Raw genomic sequence first — 17,198 nt, 5'->3', positions numbered from 1 at the left:
TAGATGAATTCTAGATAGAAAGTCAAAAAAGTACTAGTAAATCTATAGATATAGCGTTTTTACAATGATTTGTTATTTCTTTTTGTTGTAAAAAATCAAGAAAAAACTGAAATTTAGCTCAAAGAAAAGCTGTTAACAGTTCTTTGAGCTAGCCATAACTACCAATTCATCCCCAAATTTTGGAATACAAAACTCCAAATATCACTAGACTCTTCTATAAGTTTTGCAGTGGGCTTTCCAGCTCCATGACCGGCTTTAGTTTCAATTCTAATTAACATTGGATGGTTACCTTTATATTTCTCTTGTAGTGTAGCCGCAAACTTAAATGAATGTGCAGGTACTACACGGTCATCATGATCTGCCGTAGTAATTAATGTTGCCGGATAATTAACATCAGACTTAATATTATGCAATGGAGAGTATTTAATTAGATAGTCGAAATCTTCTTTTTTGTCGCTGGTGCCATATTCTACACCCCAGCCCCAGCCAACAGTAAATTTATGGTAACGAAGCATGTCTAAAACGCCTACGGCAGGCAATGCGACTTTGAAAAGTTCCGGACGTTGTGTCATACAAGCGCCAACCAAAAGTCCGCCATTTGAACCTCCAGATATGGCAATTTTCGAAGAATTAGTATATTTTTCATTAATCAGGTATTCGGCTGCCGCAATAAAATCATCAAAAACATTTTGCTTTTTCTCCAACATTCCTGCTTTATGCCAAGCTTCGCCATACTCGCTGCCACCACGCAGACTAGGCTGTACATAAATACCTCCCTTTTCTAAAAACAACATTCTCGAAAGACTAAATGCCGGAGTTAAACTCACTTGAAAACCCCCATAAGCATAAAGATAGACAGGGTTGTTGCCATCCAATTTAATTCCTTTTTTGTGGACAATGAACATAGGCACCTGCGTACCGTCTTTTGAAGGATAAAAAACTTGCTTGGTTTCGTAGTTTTCAGTATCGAATTTCAGTTGAGATTTTTTGTACAGCTCCGATTCGCCTTTGGCGATGTTGTAGCGATAAGTTGTTCCTGGTGTGGTGAAATTAGTGAACGAATAGAAAAATTCTTTGTCATCTTTGTAGCCGCCAAAGCCACCAACCGTACCAATTGCGGGAAGTTTAACATCGCCTATTTTCTTTCCTTTATAATCGAACTGGGCAATGTTTGTGCTTGCATCTTTCAAATAGGTAGCCCATAAAAAGCCACCGCCCGTGCCAACGCCTTCCATCGCCAACTTAGATTCTGGAATAATTGTTTGCCAAGATTTTGGGTCTGGATTTTTAGGATCGATGAGTACAACTTGCCTATTTTCTGCGCCCAAATCAGTGTTCAGTAATAGCTTGTCGCCATCGTTGTCAATAATGCTGTGGTTGTTTGCGTAGCCTTCAACTAACAGTGAAATTTTACCGTTTGGCTCAGTTAAATCTTGATAGAAAAGGGCATTTCCTGAAGTTCCGGCACTGGCATAGATGCTCAAAAATCGCTCATCTTCGGTAACGCTTGCTCCAAAATACAGGTTCGGATTTGTCTTATCTTCGAATATTAACTGGTCATTTTTTTGGTCGTCGCCCAGTTTGTGGTAGTAGATTTTTTGAAACTTGTTGGCGGCAGATAAATCAGTTCCTTTTGCAGGCTCATCAAATTTGCTGTAATAGAAACCATCGCCTTTCCAAGCTGCACCGGAGAATTTTGTCCATTTTAACTCGTCGGCAAGTTTCTTTTTAGTTGCCATTTCCATTACGTAAATATTACTCCAATCAGAGCCGGCTTGAGCTACAGAATAGGCAATGTATTTTTTATCGTTAGAAATACCTAGAAAGCTGATAGCCGCTGTACCATCTGCACTAAGTTTATTCGGGTCTAAAAATACTTCTTCGGTAACATCCAGACCTTTTTTAATAAACCAGATGTTTTGATTTTGCAAGCCATCATTTTTAGTAAATAAATAATACTCGCCTACTTTAAATGGCGCACTTTCTTTAGGGTAATTCCAAATTTCGGTAAGGCGGGTTTTGATATCGTTACGATAAGGTATCTGCTCCAAATAATTTTGTGTTACCTTGTTTTGCGCATCAACCCAAACTTTAGTTTCTGCTGAAGTGTCGTTTTCTAGCCAACGGTAAGGATCGGCAATGATAGTTCCAAAATAATTGTCTGTAGTACTGTCTTTTTTAGTATCTGGATATTTCATTAAGGTAATTTTTTCTGCTGGTTTTTTGCCTTCTTTACAAGCAAACAGACTTATTGCAAATAAGCCTAATAAAATTTGTTTCTTCATGTTTACGAAATTTATTTACTAATATATGTTTTTTCTTATGGAGAAGATAGCCGTAGGTGGCTGTTGCTTCGGAGTTTTTGTTTCAGCTTTTTGCTTACCTTTGGCTTTACATGACTAAGCACATATATTTCGCATCAGATTTTCACTTAGGTTCGCCTAATTATACCGAAAGCAGACGACGAGAAGACCGTATTGTAAGGTGGTTAAACTTTATCACGCCTACTTGCAGCGAGTTATTTTTAATGGGCGATGTATTTGATTTTTGGTTCGAATACAAATATGTGGTACCAAAGGGATTTGTGAGGTTGCAAGGAAAATTGGCCGAAATGTCTGACAAAGGCATTAAAATCTACTTCTTTAAAGGTAACCACGATATGTGGGTAAAAGACTATTTTATTAAAGAATTGGGCGTGCAAATTGTAAGCGATGAATTGCTGATTGAGAGAGGCGGAAAGAAATTTTACCTTCATCACGGCGATGGTTTAGGACCTGGCGATAAAAAGTACAAGTTTTTACGTAAAATCTTTAGAAATCCAGTTTGTCAGTGGTTGTTTGGTATTGTACCGCCAAGAATAGGAATGGGTATTGCCAACGGTTGGTCGTCGCACAGTAGGGCAGCTAGCAAAGCTGAAGAAGTTTTTTTAGGAGAGGATAAAGAATGGCTGGCTATTTACGCTAAAGAGCAGTTGCAAAAGCAACACTTCGATTATTTTGTGTTTGGACATAGACATTTGCCAATTGAGATGAAATTGAACGACCAAAGCACCTACATCAATATAGGGGAGTGGTTAAACTATAATTCGTACGGTGTGTTTGATGGAAAAGAATTAAGGTTAGAGTATTTCGAGAAATGAGAAAGCTAATTGTTTTACTGCTGAATTGTTTTATTGCGGTACTACTGAATAGCGGTATTGCCAAGGCGCAGTTAAAACAAATTGCAAAAGTAGATACGGTTGGCAAAGCCATTTATGCCGATAACCTAGATAATGTCTATTTGCTTTCTGACAGAGATGAATTGTTAAAGTATGATGCTAAAGGAAAACTTCGCTGGCGTTACAGTAATAACCGTTTTGGTAAATTACACAGTGTGGATGTTTCGGACCCTTTGCGTGTAGTGCTTTTCTATGCAGATTTTCAGCAGGTGGTGGTGCTTAACAATAACTTAAATGAAATTACCAGTTATTCGTTTGCGAAGGATGGTAATTTGCAGGTTTCGGTGGTAGCATCGGCAAATAACAATAGCCTTTGGACTTTTGATAGAACAACCAATATGCTGATTAAACTTAGCAGTAATTTTACGGAAGATATTCGCTCTGCAAATTTGTACCAACTTTTTGATGTAGTGATAGACCCCAAGAAATTGGTGGCTTCGGACCAATACGTTTTCCTGCAGCAAAAGAATAACGGAATTTTGCAGTTCGACAGATTTGGTGGTTTTATTAGAGAGTTGCCAATAGATAGTTTGTCGGACTTTAATATCACGAGTAATATTATAGCCTATGCCAAGGGAGATAGGTTGATTAAATACAATCCCACTTCGTTTGAAAGTTCGCAAACCAAACTTGCTGTAGGAGCGCCAATTAAGCAGTTAGCAGTTGGAAACAAATTAATTGCAGTGTTAACCGAAAAAGCCGTATTTTTGCTGTCCGATAATTAAAGCGTGTTGCTTTTTGCACCGTTTTTGGTGTAATAAACCCGATTGAAGTGATTATCTTTTTTGCTTGCTATAACGTCGTTTTGTGTTGCGCTGAGTTTCGTGAATAGTTGGGACCGGCTCTGGATGACAGAAGTTTGCAAAAAAAATAAAAACGAAAAGCGGGACTTGCTTTAATTGGAAGAATAGTATTGATTTTCTTATAAAAATATGTTAGATAAATTAGAAGCCATTAAGTTGCGTTGGGAAGATGTAGAAGAGCAGTTGAGTAATCCGGATGTGATACAGGATATGAAGCGTTTTGCTGCGTTGAACAAGGAATATAAAGACTTGACCAAGATTGTGGAGGAGTACAAGGTGTACAAGAACGTAATGAGCAATATTGAGGCGAACAAAGATATTTTGAACAACGAGAAGGACCCTGAGATGAGGGAAATGGCGAAGGAGGAGCAGGATGGCTTGTTGAAACAGCAGGAGGAAATGGAAGAGCGCATTAGGTTGATGCTAATTCCGAAAGACCCTGAAGATGCTAAAAACGCTGTTTTTGAAATTCGTGGTGGTACTGGTGGTGATGAAGCGGCACTTTTTGCTGGAGATTTGTACCGTATGTACACTCGTTATTTCGAAAGTAGAGGCTGGAAAGTGGAAACGGTTGACGTAACGGAAGGTACTGCTGGCGGTTATAAAGAGGTGGTGCTAAAAGTTACTGGAGATGATGTTTACGGTACGTTGAAGTATGAAAGTGGTGTGCACCGTGTGCAACGTGTGCCAGATACGGAAACTCAGGGTAGGGTACATACATCGGCGGCATCTGTAGCGGTTTTGCCAGAGGCGGAAGAAATTGACTTTTACTTGAACCCAGCGGATATTGAACTGCAAACATCGCGTTCTGGTGGTGCTGGTGGGCAAAACGTAAACAAGGTAGAAACTAAGGTGCAGTTAACGCACAAGCCTTCGGGACTTGTGGTGGTTTGTCAGCAGGAGCGCTCGCAATTGGGTAACCGTATTATTGCGATGGAGATGTTGAGAAGTAAGCTTTACGATATTGAGGTGCAGAAAAAACATGGTGACATTGCCGCAAAACGTAAAACGATGGTTTCTACAGGTGATAGATCTGCCAAGATTAGAACTTATAATTATCCGCAAGGTCGTGTAACTGATCACCGTATTGGTTTAACCTTATATAATTTGCCTTCAATTATGGATGGAGATATTCAAGAGTTAATTGAGAAGCTACAATTTGCTGAAAATGCAGAAAAAATGAAAGAGGGAGCGATTTAATTAAGATTGCTTCGTTTGAAATTATATAGAGCCCCGAATTGATTTCGGGGCTTTTTGATTTATATGGTTTTGAAAAATAAAGAATTGTAAATGAGGTGTTTTTGGGTGGTGTTAAATTATTTTTAAATTATTGTTGAATAAATAAAATATTCGCTCTATATTTGCATCACCAAAACGGAAAACGGTTGTTTAACGTTGCGAACGGTTCGGTAGTTCAGCTGGTTAGAATGCCGCCCTGTCACGGCGGAGGTCGCGGGTTCGAGTCCCGTCCGGACCGCAAAAAATCCTCAATCTGATAAAGATTGAGGATTTTTGCTTTTTAAAGCAATTTGATAAGATTAATATTTATTAAAAAAGGCTAGTTGAATATTCAACTAGCCTTTTTGCTTACTCCGCCAATCTTGTAGGGGCATAACCAAACAACTTCTTAAAAGCGAAAGAAAAATGTGACAAATCCTCAAACCCTAAATCGAGGTAAATTTCTGTGGGCTTTTGTTGTTTTTTATTTATTAGAAAATGTGCTTCCTTTAACCTTCGTTTAACTAACCATCTGTTCGGTGTTTTCGAAAATATTTTGATGAAATCTCTTTTGAAAGACGATAGGCTGCGGCCTGTAAGATAGGCAAAGCGTTCTATGCCTACATTAAACTTGTAATTATGGTTCATAAAAGCTTCCAGATCTATCTTTTCTGGAATGCCGAAATCAAAAAGAATGTTCACCAAATCTGGGTTGGTCTGTAACAGAATTAACAAAAGTTCTTCTTTTTTAATTTGCTCAAAAGCGCCATCTATTTGATGTGCTCCATTGTAATAAGGCATTAATGAACTTACAAAGTTGGGTACGAGTTCTGTTTTAACAAGTTCGTAAAAAGCTCCTTTAGCTATGCTCCCAGTTCGTTTAACTTGATGTTTCTGCTGAAACTGCTTCAAGAAATCTTCTTCGAACACCACTACAACTTTGTCGAAAGCGCCATTGTCTTCTTGCTTGGTATATCTTGCTAAGTGGTTCTTCCTTGCCAAACAGTATTCGCCACTTTTCATGTTGAATTTTTTATCACCATCATATCCGGTAATATCGCCCTTGGCTAAAAACATAAACAAGTGCTCTGGAATAAAGTGCTCGGGAGAAATTTCCGGGCCGATATAACAAGATGTGATTTCTATTCCTTTAACTTCCATTATTTAACCCCTTTCCACCACTGTGTAAATACCTGCTGGTCGTCATTAAGGTTTACTACTTGTCCAATCATTGGCGTAACCAACGGTATTTGGCCATTATTTATTCTAGTAACTTCGTTTAAAGGCTCGTCCCACTGGTGCATGCCAAGCGTAAACTTAGACGAATGTACAGGGAAAAAACGTTTTGCTTTGAGGTCTTTTGCTGCTTGTACGGTTTCCTGAGGTAAAGTATGAATAGCTTGCCACGCAACGTTATACTGACCATTTTCTAAAATTGCTAAATCTATCGGGCCAAATTTGTTGCCAATTTCAGCAAAGTGGGTATCGTAACCGCTATCGCCTCCAATAAATATTTTAGCATTAGGTGTTTCCAAAACATACGATGTCCATAAAGTGTTGTTTCGTGTAAAGCTACGACCAGAGAAATGTCTGCCAGGAACAGTATTTAATATCATACCATTGCCCAAATCAACTTTTTCATGCCAATCTTTCTCTATGAGCTGGTCGGCTTTATAGCCCCAATATTCAAAATGTTCGCCAACACCCAAACCACAAATTACCTTATCCACTTTTCCTTTTAGCTCAATAATTGTTTCATAATCGAGATGATCGTAATGGTCATGACTAATTACCAAAAAGTCTATTTTAGGTAAATCAGCTACGCTGTAAATATCTGCGCCTTTAAAAGCTTTGGTAGTACCAGGTACAGGCGAAGCATTGCCACTAAACACAGGGTCAACCAAAAAGCGCTTGCCTTCAATTTGCATGAAATACGAAGAGTGCCCAAACCAAACTAATACATTCGAGTCTGCAGGTAGGTTTAAAAGATCTGTTTTAACCGATGGCAGGCTGTCTACAGGTTTGCGTCTTGGATGATTTTTGAAGAACATATCCATCATGATGCCTAACATCGAATAGCCTTTTGTTAAATCTGGCGTAAAGCTGATATTTTGAAATTTTCCGTCTTTGTAGTTGGGAGATTGTTGTAGGCGTTCCAAACGTTTTCCGCTTGGTGCTTGGCCAAATTTAGGCGAGCGCATGTAGAAATAGGTAGCTATAGCCAATATCAAGGCTAAACTCAATAAGATGATCATGGTGTATTTAAATATTTTGAATGTTTTCTTCATTAGTACAATTTGAGCGAGTATTATCCTTCTTTATTTTCTCGACTTTAATTTACAGCACAAAAGTCAATATAAAAATCGAATATCACTTTGTTAAAAAGCTCAATTTTATTTTGTTGAAAAGTTCACGGATTATTAGCCGAGGTTCTTTAAAACTCTCAGTTGTACTTCTGAAAAAACATCCAGCCTAAAATATCCCAAAACCAGCGGTTGGTATCTACATTTGCTTCACCACAATCAGTCATGCCGCTTCTAAAGGCAGTAAATTTCGCTAACTTCTGTACCAAACCTATTTTGATATTTTTCTTTAACCAAAGAGATATTTTGTAAGCAATGAGGTGTCCCCAAATTTCTGCTACAAAAGATGCATTCCTAATCTTTAGCGGAGTATTGTAAATGTTAAGATAATCGACTTTGATCAGCCCAATTAAATAGGAACTGCTTCGATATAGCTTTAATAGATGTTCTTTTTTGTGGTAAGGAGTGAAGTCGATACTAACCACCTTATCCATAAAATTTACCTGAAGTGGAAGGTAGTCAATTTCGTATGTTCTTGATGATGTGCTGCTCATTCGAAAGGTAAATGTACAAATACTCATAAATAATATATCAAACGTTTGCGCAGTAGAAGTGTTCGATGAAATTTGATTTTCAAGCAGCATTTTATTTAACTTACCAATCATATTCGATTAACCACGAATAAAACTGTAATGGAAAGACGAAATTTTCTAAAGAATACTGCGGTAGCTGCTGCCGGAATAACCATTTTACCAAGTGGCTCATTGTTTGCAAAAGATGTTAAAAAAGTAAGACTAGGTTATATTGGTGTTGGTGCCCGAGGTATGAACCATATCAAAGAAGGATTGTTAAGAGATGATGTAGAGATTGTAGCGGTTTGCGATACGCAAGAATGGGCTTTAAAAAACTGCAGAAATGCCATAGCTAAAGCCGGTAGAACAGCTGCGAAAGAATACACAGGCTCATTGGATGCCTACAAAGCAATGGTAGATCGTAAAGATATTGATGCTATTATTATTTCTACTCCTTGGCAATTTCACCATGAGCAATCAATTTATTCGATGAACGCGGGCAAATATGTGGGTTGCGAAGTAATTGCTGGTCTAACAATTAAAGAACATTGGGATATCGTGAGAACCTCTGAAAAAACGGGAATGCCTTACATGACCCTAGAAAATGTATGTTACAGAAGAGATGTAATGGCTGCTTTGAATATGGTGCGACAAGGTCTTTTTGGTGAATTAGTGCATTTGGAAGGTGGTTACCAGCATGATTTAAGAGAAGTTTTATTTAACGATGGAAAGCAATACTATGGCGGCGGTGTAGAGTTTGGAGAAAAAGCAATCAGTGAAGCGCAATGGCGTACCCAATTTAATATAGATGTAGACGGAGATTTGTATCCAACACACGGTGTAGGGCCAATTATACAATGTGTTGATATCAATAGAGGAAATCGTTTCACCAACTTGGTTTCTTTCAGTTCTAAAGCCCGCGGATTGGCAGACTATGTAGAGAAAAAATCTCCAGGTCATCCAAATGCGAAGATTAGTTACAAAAATGGAGATGTAACCACTACTTTATTGAACTGTGCAAATGGTGAAACTGTAATGCTTTCGCATGATACGCACTTACCACGCCCATACTCATTAGGCTTTAGAATTCAAGGCACTGATGGTTTATGGATGGATGTAAATAAGTCGGTTCACATTGAAGGAAAATCTAAACCACATAGCTGGGATAAAGCCGAAGAATGGTTTAAGAAATACGACCATCCACTTTGGAAAAAATACGAAACTACTGCTGCGGGTGCAGGTCACGGTGGCATGGATTGGTTTGTTTTCAATGCATTTATTCTTGCAGTGAAAGATAAAAAACAAACTCCAATAGACGTTTACGATTCCGTTACTATGAGCGTAATTACCCCTTTATCTACCAAATCACTAAAAGAAGGAAATAAACCTCAAGAATTTCCAGATTTTACGCAAGGTAAGTGGAAGAACAGAAAAAATACATTTGCGCTAGACGATAGCGGATATTAGCATTATTTAGCCCACGAATTAAACCGTGGGCATGTTATTATTCTTTTTGGTTCTCAATCAACTCCGACTCGATCACAATCTTGTAAAAGGCCTGTTCTTCATCGTCATTTTTGATGATATCGAGTAAGGTTTCAATAGCTCTTTGTCCCTGTACAGACGGAAACTGTTCAACAGATGCCAGTGGAGGATATTGCATATATGCAGTGATAGGCGAATTGGCAAAACTCACAAATTCAATTTCTTCATTTACCTTCACAGCTAATTTTAACGCATGTTTTATAGCAGTTGCAGCCACGTAGTCATTGAACGTTACAATAGCAGTAGGTTTACGTTTATGATTAAACAAAGTTTCCAATGCTGCAGTTGTACCTTCGGTGGTTAAATCGGAGTTAACCACAAGTGATGGATCAAACTTTAAGCGATTTTTCTGCAAAGCTTTAATATAGCCTTCCTTGCGCTGTCCGCTAGCAACTAAAGAGTTTGGGCCATTAATCAAACCAATATTTCTGTGTCCTCGTTTTAAAAGATAATGCACAACCTCAATACTCCCAGTTTCAATATTGCAGGACACAGAGTGGATGTTTTTTAATGGAGGAATTCTATCAAAGTAAACTACAGGGATACCTTGCTTCCTTAACTGTTCAAAGTGATCAAAATTGGAAGTGCTTTTGGCTACGGATACCAACAAACCGTCAATTCGGTGTGACTTAAGTTTCTCAACTAAAAGTTTTTCACGCTCTTCATCGTCGTGCGATTGAGCCAGTAAAACCGTGTAGTTCTTTTTATAGGCGATGTCTTCAATCGAACTAATTGCTGAAGCGAAGAAAGCCTCTGCTAATTCCGGCAAAATAACACCAATGGTAAAAGTCTTGCCCTTTTGAAAAAAAATCGCCGTCTGATTAGGTTCGTAGCCCATTTCAGCGGCGGTTTGTTTAACTCGTTCCTGAGTTTTTATACTAATGCTAGGATGTCCGTGTAATGCTCTAGAGACTGTTGAGAATGATAATTCCAATTTCCTTGCAATCTCTTTTATAGTAACCGGTTTTTTCATACAATGGTGTAGGTACAACAAATATATGATTTTGACCGGTATATGGATAACTAATGATGGCCTCTTTTAGGCCAATAGCATTTAACGGAAAAGTTCCTGCTCGTCTCTATCTATCGTGTTAATTCTTTTAAGGAAGTCTGCAAACGCTGCACCATCGTTATCTGAATAGGCACCGTAAGAATCCAAAATATAACCCATATTCTTATCACTATCTTCTACCATGTATAGCACAGAGTTATCTCCTGGGTCAGACATTCCTTCGAACCTATATGTTTTTACAATGTTGAGGTCTTCTGGTGTATAAATCTTATCCAAAGTTTTAGACTGCATTTTACCGTGATCGGTCATCTTTAACTCATTATCTATTCCCTTGCTTCTTAATTTTTCTAAAATCTGACTAAGGGTATTCATATCAACTGGCTGTTCCATAACGTTTAATTTTTGTTCACCTATAAAACAACCCTGTAAAAGAATGGTTTTGGTTTTTTGTGCTAAATCAGCTGTCAAAAAACCAAAACCAACATAATTTGTTCTGTTATCGTCTGCTATTCAGTTAGCTCTAATTTTTATCACAATTAATTAAACCTTAGAACATGAAACATCACATTTTATACCTAATGCTTGGCGCAGTAACCGTATTTGGCAGCTGTGCAAATAAAGAAAGGGAAGTTGCAAATGCTACCTTAAACTCAACAGCAAACAACGAGGCTGTAGGTTCCGCAAAGTTTTTTCAACTGTCGGATGGTAAAATTAAGATGGATTTAGAAATTAATATGCCAGAAAAAGCAGACAGCACTGTAGCTGTTCATTTCCACGAGCACGGCGATTGCGGCAATATGGGAGAAAATACCCACGGACACTGGAACCCAACCAACGAACCACATGGAAAATGGGATTCGGATACCTATCACTCTGGAGACATTGGCAACATTGCTTTAGATAGCAAGGGCCATGCGAAAATATCTGTAAGCACAGCTAGATGGAGCATAGCAGATGGCGATGTGAAAAATATTATTGGCCGAGGAATTATTGTACATGGAGGCACAGACGATTACGAAACACAGCCGACAGGCAACTCAGGGCCACGAATTGGTTGTGGTGTAATTGCTGCAGTAAAGTAAACGAAAGGGCGGTCAAATTTTGATCGCCCTTTTTTGTGCTTAGACTTACTAATCTTATAAACTTCGTTAAAAATTGTAGTAGCTTATGGAAATCAAGTGGTAGTCATCATCATCTTAAAAAACTAAACTAAAAAAGATGGCTACACTTAACGTTCCTCAAAGCGGCAAGGCCGTAAGGGGAAGCTCACGAAAACCAATCCCTGGTGTGGACTTAACTGCAATGGTCGATTTGGCATTTCTACTCATTACCTTCTTCATGCTTACCACATCTTTGAGCAAAATGGGTGCAATGGAAATAGCAAAGCCAGTTCCCATTGATGATGGAGACTTGCAAGAACCTTGGCCAGCTTCCAGAACTATGACCATCCTTTTGGGAAAGAATAACCAAGCGGCATACTTTTTAGGCGAAGCAGATAAAAGCCCGATGCAGGTAATCAGTATGGCTGAAATAAAAAAAGTACTATTGGATAACAAGAAACGAGTTGCAGAAACCCATAGTGCTAGTGATGATAAGTCGATGTATGTGATTGTGAAACCAACCAGCACATCAGTTTATAAAAATTTTGTAGATGTAATCGATGAAATAAGAGTCAATAATATCAATACCTACGCAATAGATGATAAATATTTATTAGACGAAGAGATTGGTTTCATGAAAAGCAAAGGGATATAAACTGTGGTATTGGCGCAGGTGTTCGCTCATGCCGCCTATAAAAAAAACAGCCACAGATCTACAGAATTAATCTGTGTATCTGTGGCTAAAATCTATGTTTTTACGTGGTTAAAAACTACAAACCAAAAGCGGCTTTCACTTGATCAACAAAATCTAATTTTTCCCAAGTAAACAACTCAACGCTTACAGTTTTTTCTTCACCATTTGGTGATTTAAAAGTTTTATTCACCGTTTCTGGCTTGCGGCCCATGTGTCCGTAAGCAGCAGTTTCGCTGTAAATTGGGTTTCTTAACTTCAAACGTTGCTCAATAAAGTAAGGACGCATATCGAAAATGCTTTCTACTTTTTTGCTGATTTCTCCATCAGTTAAGCTAACTTTTGAAGTACCATAAGTAACTACGTTAATAGAAGTTGGTTTTGCAACACCAATAGCGTAAGAAACCTGTACTAAAACTTCGTCACATAAACCTGCAGCAACTAAGTTTTTAGCGATATGACGGGTAGCATAAGCAGCACTTCTATCTACTTTACTTGGATCTTTTCCAGAAAATGCACCACCACCGTGGGCACCTTTACCACCGTAAGTATCTACAATAATCTTTCTGCCTGTTAAACCTGTATCGCCATGCGGACCACCAATTACAAAAACACCAGTTGGGTTAATGTGGTAAGTGATATCATCATTAAATAAATGAGCGTATTGAGGATATTTAGCTTTAACCCTTGGAATTAAAATGCTGATCAAATCGCTTTTTATTTTAACCAACATCTCGTCATTTGCAGCATCTTTGTCAGCCCTAGAGTCAGATTTAGATTTTACAAAATCATCATGCTGTGTAGAAATTACAATTGCATCAATTCTTTGCGGTTGGTTATCATCAGAATATTCTAACGTTACTTGAGATTTTGCATCCGGACGCAAATAAGTAATCTCCGCGTTTTCTCTTCTTAGTACAGCTAATTCTCTTAACAAAGCGTGAGATAAATCAAGCGCCAATGGCATGTAATTCTCAGTTTCGTTAGTTGCGTAACCGAACATCATTCCTTGGTCACCAGCTCCTTGCTCTTCTTTGCTGCTTCTATCTACACCTTGGTTAATATCTTGAGATTGCTCGTGAATTGCAGATAGTACACCGCAAGAATTTGCTTCAAACATGTACTCGCTTTTGGTGTAACCAATTTTCTTGATCACATCTCTAGCAATTTGCTGTACATCTAAATAAGTCTTAGATTTTACCTCGCCAGCTAAAATAACCTGGCCAGTAGTTACCAAAGTTTCGCAAGCTACTTTAGATTCTGGATCGAAAGCTAAAAAGTTATCAATTAGTGCGTCAGAAATTTGGTCAGCAATTTTATCTGGGTGACCTTCAGATACAGATTCTGATGTGAATAAGTACGACATTTTAAGTTTTTTATTAAAATAAACAAAACAATAAAGTTAAAATGAAAGACCCCTTTACAGGCTGTAAAACAGAAGTGTAGAAATACATTAGCACTTTTTTTTACGTGGTTGCAATCAGTCCCGATCTAGTCGAGATTAGCAAATCGATCCACTCTAACGGCGCAAAACTACTACAATAAATTTTAATACTCAAAAATTATCAATTATTTTGTGCGCTAATAAATATGTCGTCGAACAAGTCAAATATCCTTTTTATCATTAACCCTATTTCTGGTGGCAAGAAGAAAACTGACCTGCCAGCATTAATAGATCAATATCTTGATAAAGAGAAGTTTGCTCCCATATATGCTTTTACCGAATACGTCGGTCACGCAGCAGAGCTTACTGAAGAAGCTGATAAGAAAAACTATGACATTATTGTGGCTGTTGGAGGCGATGGAACCATTAACGAAGTGGCCAGTAAATTAGTGCATAGCGATAAAGTACTGGCTATAGTTCCCTTTGGTTCTGGCAACGGATTAGCGAGGTTTCTAAACATCCCCCTAAAGGCAAAAAAAGCTATTGAGTTAATTAATACAGCAACAACCCAAACTATAGACACCGCTGAGTTGAATGGAAAGAAGTTTTTTAACATGGCAGGAATGGGGTTTGATGCACATTTGAGCTCGGTTTTTGCAGGAAATAAGAAACGCGGGTTAAAAAGTTATGTAGAATTGGGTTTTAAGGAAATTACTACCTACAAAGCGCAACCCTATCACATAGAGATAGATGGACAGGTTTACGATAAAGATGCTTTTGCCATCAGTATTGCCAATTCATCGCAATATGGTAATAACGTATACATTTCACCTCAATCGTCATTAACAGATGGATTTTTAGATGTTTGTATCATACATCCTATTTCTTTGGTGAAGCTGCCAATTTTGGCTTTTCAAATGATTACCGCTAAAACTCATCAATCTAGTTTGGTAAAAATCATCAGAGGTAAACATATTAATATAGTAAGAAAAGCTCCCGATGCTGTTCATTTAGACGGTGAACCGCTACAATTAGGCGAGCAACTTGAAATAAAGATTGTACCTGCTTCGTTAAAGATATTAACCACTTAGCGTTTCAACTTTTTAATCTCCAACTTTCAATGAGTAAGCAAAAGAAAAATACATTCAACGATTTTAGTGGTATCATGTTCTCAACAGATCCCGATTTTGTGTATGAGGATCAGTCAACAAGTGAGCAAGAGACTTTGCCTAATACCCAACAAGATTTGAGGGTGATGTTAGATCGGAAAAACCGTGGTGGTAAAACGGTAACTTTAATCACTGGCTTTGTAGGAACTGATGTGGATTTGGAAAAACTGACTAAAACGCTTAAAACGAAATGCGGTGTTGGCGGTACTTCTAAAGACGGAGAGATCATCTTGCAAGGCGACTTTAAGGAAAAAGTGTTTTTATTCCTTCAAAAAGACGGCTATAAAGTAAAAAAATCTGGCGGGTAATTTCTGGTTAATTTACTGAAAATCAAATAATTAATTCTTAGTGTAATTGCCACAATAAGTAAAATAATTGTAGCAAAATGGTTGTTTTTTGGGGAAATATCTCTTTAGCTTTGCGGGATATTTAAACCAAAAATATGACCAAATATAGTGTTCAAAAACCTCAGTTAGATTATCTGGGAATGGGCTCGCTGACGTTTAAATATCAGCTCAGCATTCCAGAACTTGTAGAAGAAGCCGTCAAAAACGGAGAAGGTACATTAGCCGATTCGGGAGCACTTGCTATCGACACCGGAAAATTCAAGGGGCGTTCGCCTAAAGACAGATTTATTGTTGCCGATGATGTGACCAACGATACCGTTTGGTGGGGCGATGTCAATATCAAAATTAGTACGCAACACTTCGATCAGCTTTATAAAAAAGTACTTAACTATATAGATGGTAAGGAACTGTATGTTAGAGATGCTTACGCTTGCGCTAATAAAAACTACAGCACAAGTATCAGGGTAATTACCGAATATGCTTTTCAAAGTATTTTTGCTAATAATCTTTTTTTAAGATATCAGGATGGCGAAGAACTGCCTAAACAACCAGAGTGGACGATTATCGCTATTCCATCTTTCTTAGCCGATCCAGCTACAGATGGTACGAGGCAAGAAAACTTTTCTATTCTTAATTTCTCTAAAAAGGTAATATTAATAGGAGGTACTGCTTATACTGGTGAAATGAAAAAAGGAATATTCTCGGTTTTAAACTTTGTTTTACCGAAGCAAAGAAACACACTTTCTATGCACTGTTCTGCCAATGTAGGTAAAGATGGAGATTCTGCTGTGTTTTTTGGGTTGTCTGGAACTGGCAAAACAACACTTTCTGCAGATCCAAATAGAGCTTTGGTTGGAGATGATGAGCATGGATGGGGTGAGGGCACAATTTTTAACTTCGAAGGCGGCTGCTATGCCAAATGCGTAGACCTAACTGCCGAAAAAGAACCGCAGATTTACAACGCGATTAAGTTTGGTGCATTGCTAGAGAACATCAATTACTTTCCTGGTACACGTTCGGTAGATTTTGCAAATATTGATAAAACAGAAAATACGAGGGTAGCTTATCCATTGCATCACATAGAAAATGCATTAGAGCCTTCTGTAGCGCCGGTGCCAAAAAATATTTTCTTTTTAACTGCAGATGCTTTTGGCGTTTTGCCTCCAATTTCAAAGTTGACAGCTGGACAAGCGATGTTCCACTTCATTTCTGGTTATACTGCCAAAGTTGCTGGTACCGAAACAGGTGTAACAGAACCTCAGTTGACATTCTCAGCTTGCTTTGGTAAGGCTTTTCTGCCCCTACATCCCACCGCCTATGCAAAATTACTAGGTGAAAAAATGAAAAAACACCAGGTAAACGTATGGTTAGTAAATACCGGTTGGAGTGGAGGCCCATACGGTGTTGGGAAAAGAATGAAACTTGCCTACACCCGTGCAATGATTACTGCTGCTTTGAACGGATCTTTGGAAAACGCGGCGTTTGTTAATCATGCTATATTCGGTTTGGCAATGCCTACCTCTTGTGAGAACGTACCCTCAGAAATTTTAGATCCTAGAAATACTTGGGAAAGTTCACAAGCTTATGATTTAAAAGCAAACGAGCTCGCATTGGCATTTTTAGATAACTTTAAAGATTTCGAAGATTTTGCCGACGAAGAGATGAAAAAAGGGATGCCAAAACTCGTTGAAATTGTAGCGTAACACTTTTTTTTCTTTCAAAAATTTGCTTTTAATTAAATTTTTAGTTTTAATTGCGTTAAGATTGCCTCTACGGCAATCTTTTTTAGTTATACACTTTTTAAAAAGCTTAAGTAACGAATTAATTGTGTAATGAA

The 17,198-nt window shown here is 38.1% G+C and carries 16 protein-coding genes and 1 tRNA gene; 10 read left to right on the top strand and 7 right to left on the bottom strand.

Annotated features, from left to right (window positions below; genetic code table 11):
* Positions 1–158 precede the first annotated feature (158 nt).
* Entirely contained in the window at positions 159–2,285 is a 2,127-nt protein-coding gene (locus AC23ME_RS01270) for a prolyl oligopeptidase family serine peptidase (protein ID WP_487725932.1), read from the bottom strand.
* 110 nt (positions 2,286–2,395) lie between these two features.
* Here AC23ME_RS01270 and AC23ME_RS01265 point away from each other — a divergent pair, with 110 nt between their 5' ends.
* The 4 genes from AC23ME_RS01265 (at position 2,396) to AC23ME_RS01250 (ending at position 5,497) form a co-directional block, all read left to right on the top strand.
* Positions 2,396–3,139 carry a UDP-2,3-diacylglucosamine diphosphatase gene (locus AC23ME_RS01265; protein ID WP_487725931.1) on the top strand — a complete coding sequence of 248 codons (744 nt, stop codon included), beginning with the start codon at positions 2,396–2,398 and terminating at the stop codon, positions 3,137–3,139.
* Positions 3,136–3,942, top strand: coding sequence for a hypothetical protein (locus AC23ME_RS01260; RefSeq protein ID WP_487725930.1), 807 nt, complete (start codon positions 3,136–3,138; stop codon positions 3,940–3,942). Before AC23ME_RS01265 ends, AC23ME_RS01260 begins: the two co-directional genes overlap by 4 nt.
* Positions 3,943–4,149: 207 nt before the next feature.
* Positions 4,150–5,220 (top strand): peptide chain release factor 1, encoded by a 1,071-nt coding sequence (gene prfA / locus AC23ME_RS01255; RefSeq protein ID WP_487725929.1) that lies wholly within the window; start codon positions 4,150–4,152, stop codon positions 5,218–5,220.
* Between the two features lie 203 nt (positions 5,221–5,423).
* A tRNA-Asp gene (locus AC23ME_RS01250) sits at positions 5,424–5,497 on the top strand.
* Positions 5,498–5,607: 110 nt separating this feature from the next.
* Here AC23ME_RS01250 and AC23ME_RS01245 read toward each other — a convergent pair.
* The 3 genes from AC23ME_RS01245 to AC23ME_RS01235 form a co-directional block, all read right to left on the bottom strand.
* Positions 5,608–6,399 carry a helix-turn-helix domain-containing protein gene (locus AC23ME_RS01245; protein WP_487725928.1) on the bottom strand — a complete coding sequence of 264 codons (792 nt, stop codon included), beginning with the start codon at positions 6,397–6,399 and terminating at the stop codon, positions 5,608–5,610.
* Positions 6,399–7,526: an MBL fold metallo-hydrolase gene (locus tag AC23ME_RS01240; protein ID WP_487725927.1), complete on the bottom strand. Its 1,128-nt coding sequence runs from the start codon at positions 7,524–7,526 to the stop codon at positions 6,399–6,401. The genes AC23ME_RS01245 and AC23ME_RS01240 overlap by 1 nt, the downstream gene beginning before the upstream one ends.
* Before the next feature lie 155 nt (positions 7,527–7,681).
* The gene (locus AC23ME_RS01235) at positions 7,682–8,095 is read right to left on the bottom strand and encodes a hypothetical protein (RefSeq protein WP_487725926.1); all 414 of its coding nucleotides are present in this window, start codon (positions 8,093–8,095) and stop codon (positions 7,682–7,684) included.
* Between the two features lie 138 nt (positions 8,096–8,233).
* On the opposite strand from AC23ME_RS01235, the gene AC23ME_RS01230 reads away from it, so the two are divergent.
* Complete coding sequence (locus tag AC23ME_RS01230) at positions 8,234–9,580, top strand: Gfo/Idh/MocA family protein (protein WP_487725925.1); 1,347 nt, start codon at positions 8,234–8,236, stop codon at positions 9,578–9,580.
* 37 nt (positions 9,581–9,617) lie between these two features.
* Here the strand turns inward: AC23ME_RS01230 and AC23ME_RS01225 are convergent, their stop codons facing one another.
* Together AC23ME_RS01225 and AC23ME_RS01220 are read right to left on the bottom strand one after the other, a co-directional pair.
* The gene (locus AC23ME_RS01225; RefSeq protein WP_487725924.1) at positions 9,618–10,631 is read right to left on the bottom strand and encodes a LacI family DNA-binding transcriptional regulator; all 1,014 of its coding nucleotides are present in this window, start codon (positions 10,629–10,631) and stop codon (positions 9,618–9,620) included.
* An 81-nt stretch (positions 10,632–10,712) separates the two neighbouring features.
* A complete protein-coding gene (locus AC23ME_RS01220) occupies positions 10,713–11,060 on the bottom strand; it encodes a hypothetical protein (RefSeq protein ID WP_487725923.1) in 348 nt (115 codons plus the stop codon).
* Between the two features lie 164 nt (positions 11,061–11,224).
* On the opposite strand from AC23ME_RS01220, the gene AC23ME_RS01215 reads away from it, so the two are divergent.
* Entirely contained in the window at positions 11,225–11,752 is a 528-nt protein-coding gene (locus AC23ME_RS01215; RefSeq protein ID WP_487725922.1) for a superoxide dismutase family protein, read from the top strand.
* Positions 11,753–11,888: 136 nt separating this feature from the next.
* A complete protein-coding gene (locus AC23ME_RS01210; RefSeq protein ID WP_487725921.1) occupies positions 11,889–12,425 on the top strand; it encodes an ExbD/TolR family protein in 537 nt (178 codons plus the stop codon).
* A 115-nt stretch (positions 12,426–12,540) separates the two neighbouring features.
* On the opposite strand, the gene metK is transcribed toward AC23ME_RS01210, so the two are convergent.
* Positions 12,541–13,827: a methionine adenosyltransferase gene (gene metK / locus AC23ME_RS01205; RefSeq protein ID WP_487725920.1), complete on the bottom strand. Its 1,287-nt coding sequence runs from the start codon at positions 13,825–13,827 to the stop codon at positions 12,541–12,543.
* Positions 13,828–14,051: 224 nt separating this feature from the next.
* Here metK and AC23ME_RS01200 point away from each other — a divergent pair, with 224 nt between their 5' ends.
* The 3 genes from AC23ME_RS01200 to pckA all read left to right on the top strand — a co-directional run bounded on the left by AC23ME_RS01200 (position 14,052) and on the right by pckA (position 17,064).
* Positions 14,052–14,936, top strand: coding sequence for a diacylglycerol/lipid kinase family protein (locus AC23ME_RS01200; protein ID WP_487725919.1), 885 nt, complete (start codon positions 14,052–14,054; stop codon positions 14,934–14,936).
* A gap of 29 nt (positions 14,937–14,965) precedes the next feature.
* Complete coding sequence (locus AC23ME_RS01195) at positions 14,966–15,322, top strand: translation initiation factor (RefSeq protein WP_487725918.1); 357 nt, start codon at positions 14,966–14,968, stop codon at positions 15,320–15,322.
* A 134-nt stretch (positions 15,323–15,456) separates the two neighbouring features.
* Positions 15,457–17,064 (top strand): phosphoenolpyruvate carboxykinase (ATP), encoded by a 1,608-nt coding sequence (gene pckA, locus AC23ME_RS01190; RefSeq protein WP_487725917.1) that lies wholly within the window; start codon positions 15,457–15,459, stop codon positions 17,062–17,064.
* The last annotated feature ends 134 nt before the right edge of the window (positions 17,065–17,198 follow it).

The organism is Pedobacter sp. T50_32 (assembly GCF_057652195.1).
This window is presented reverse-complemented; position numbering and strand designations above follow the sequence as displayed.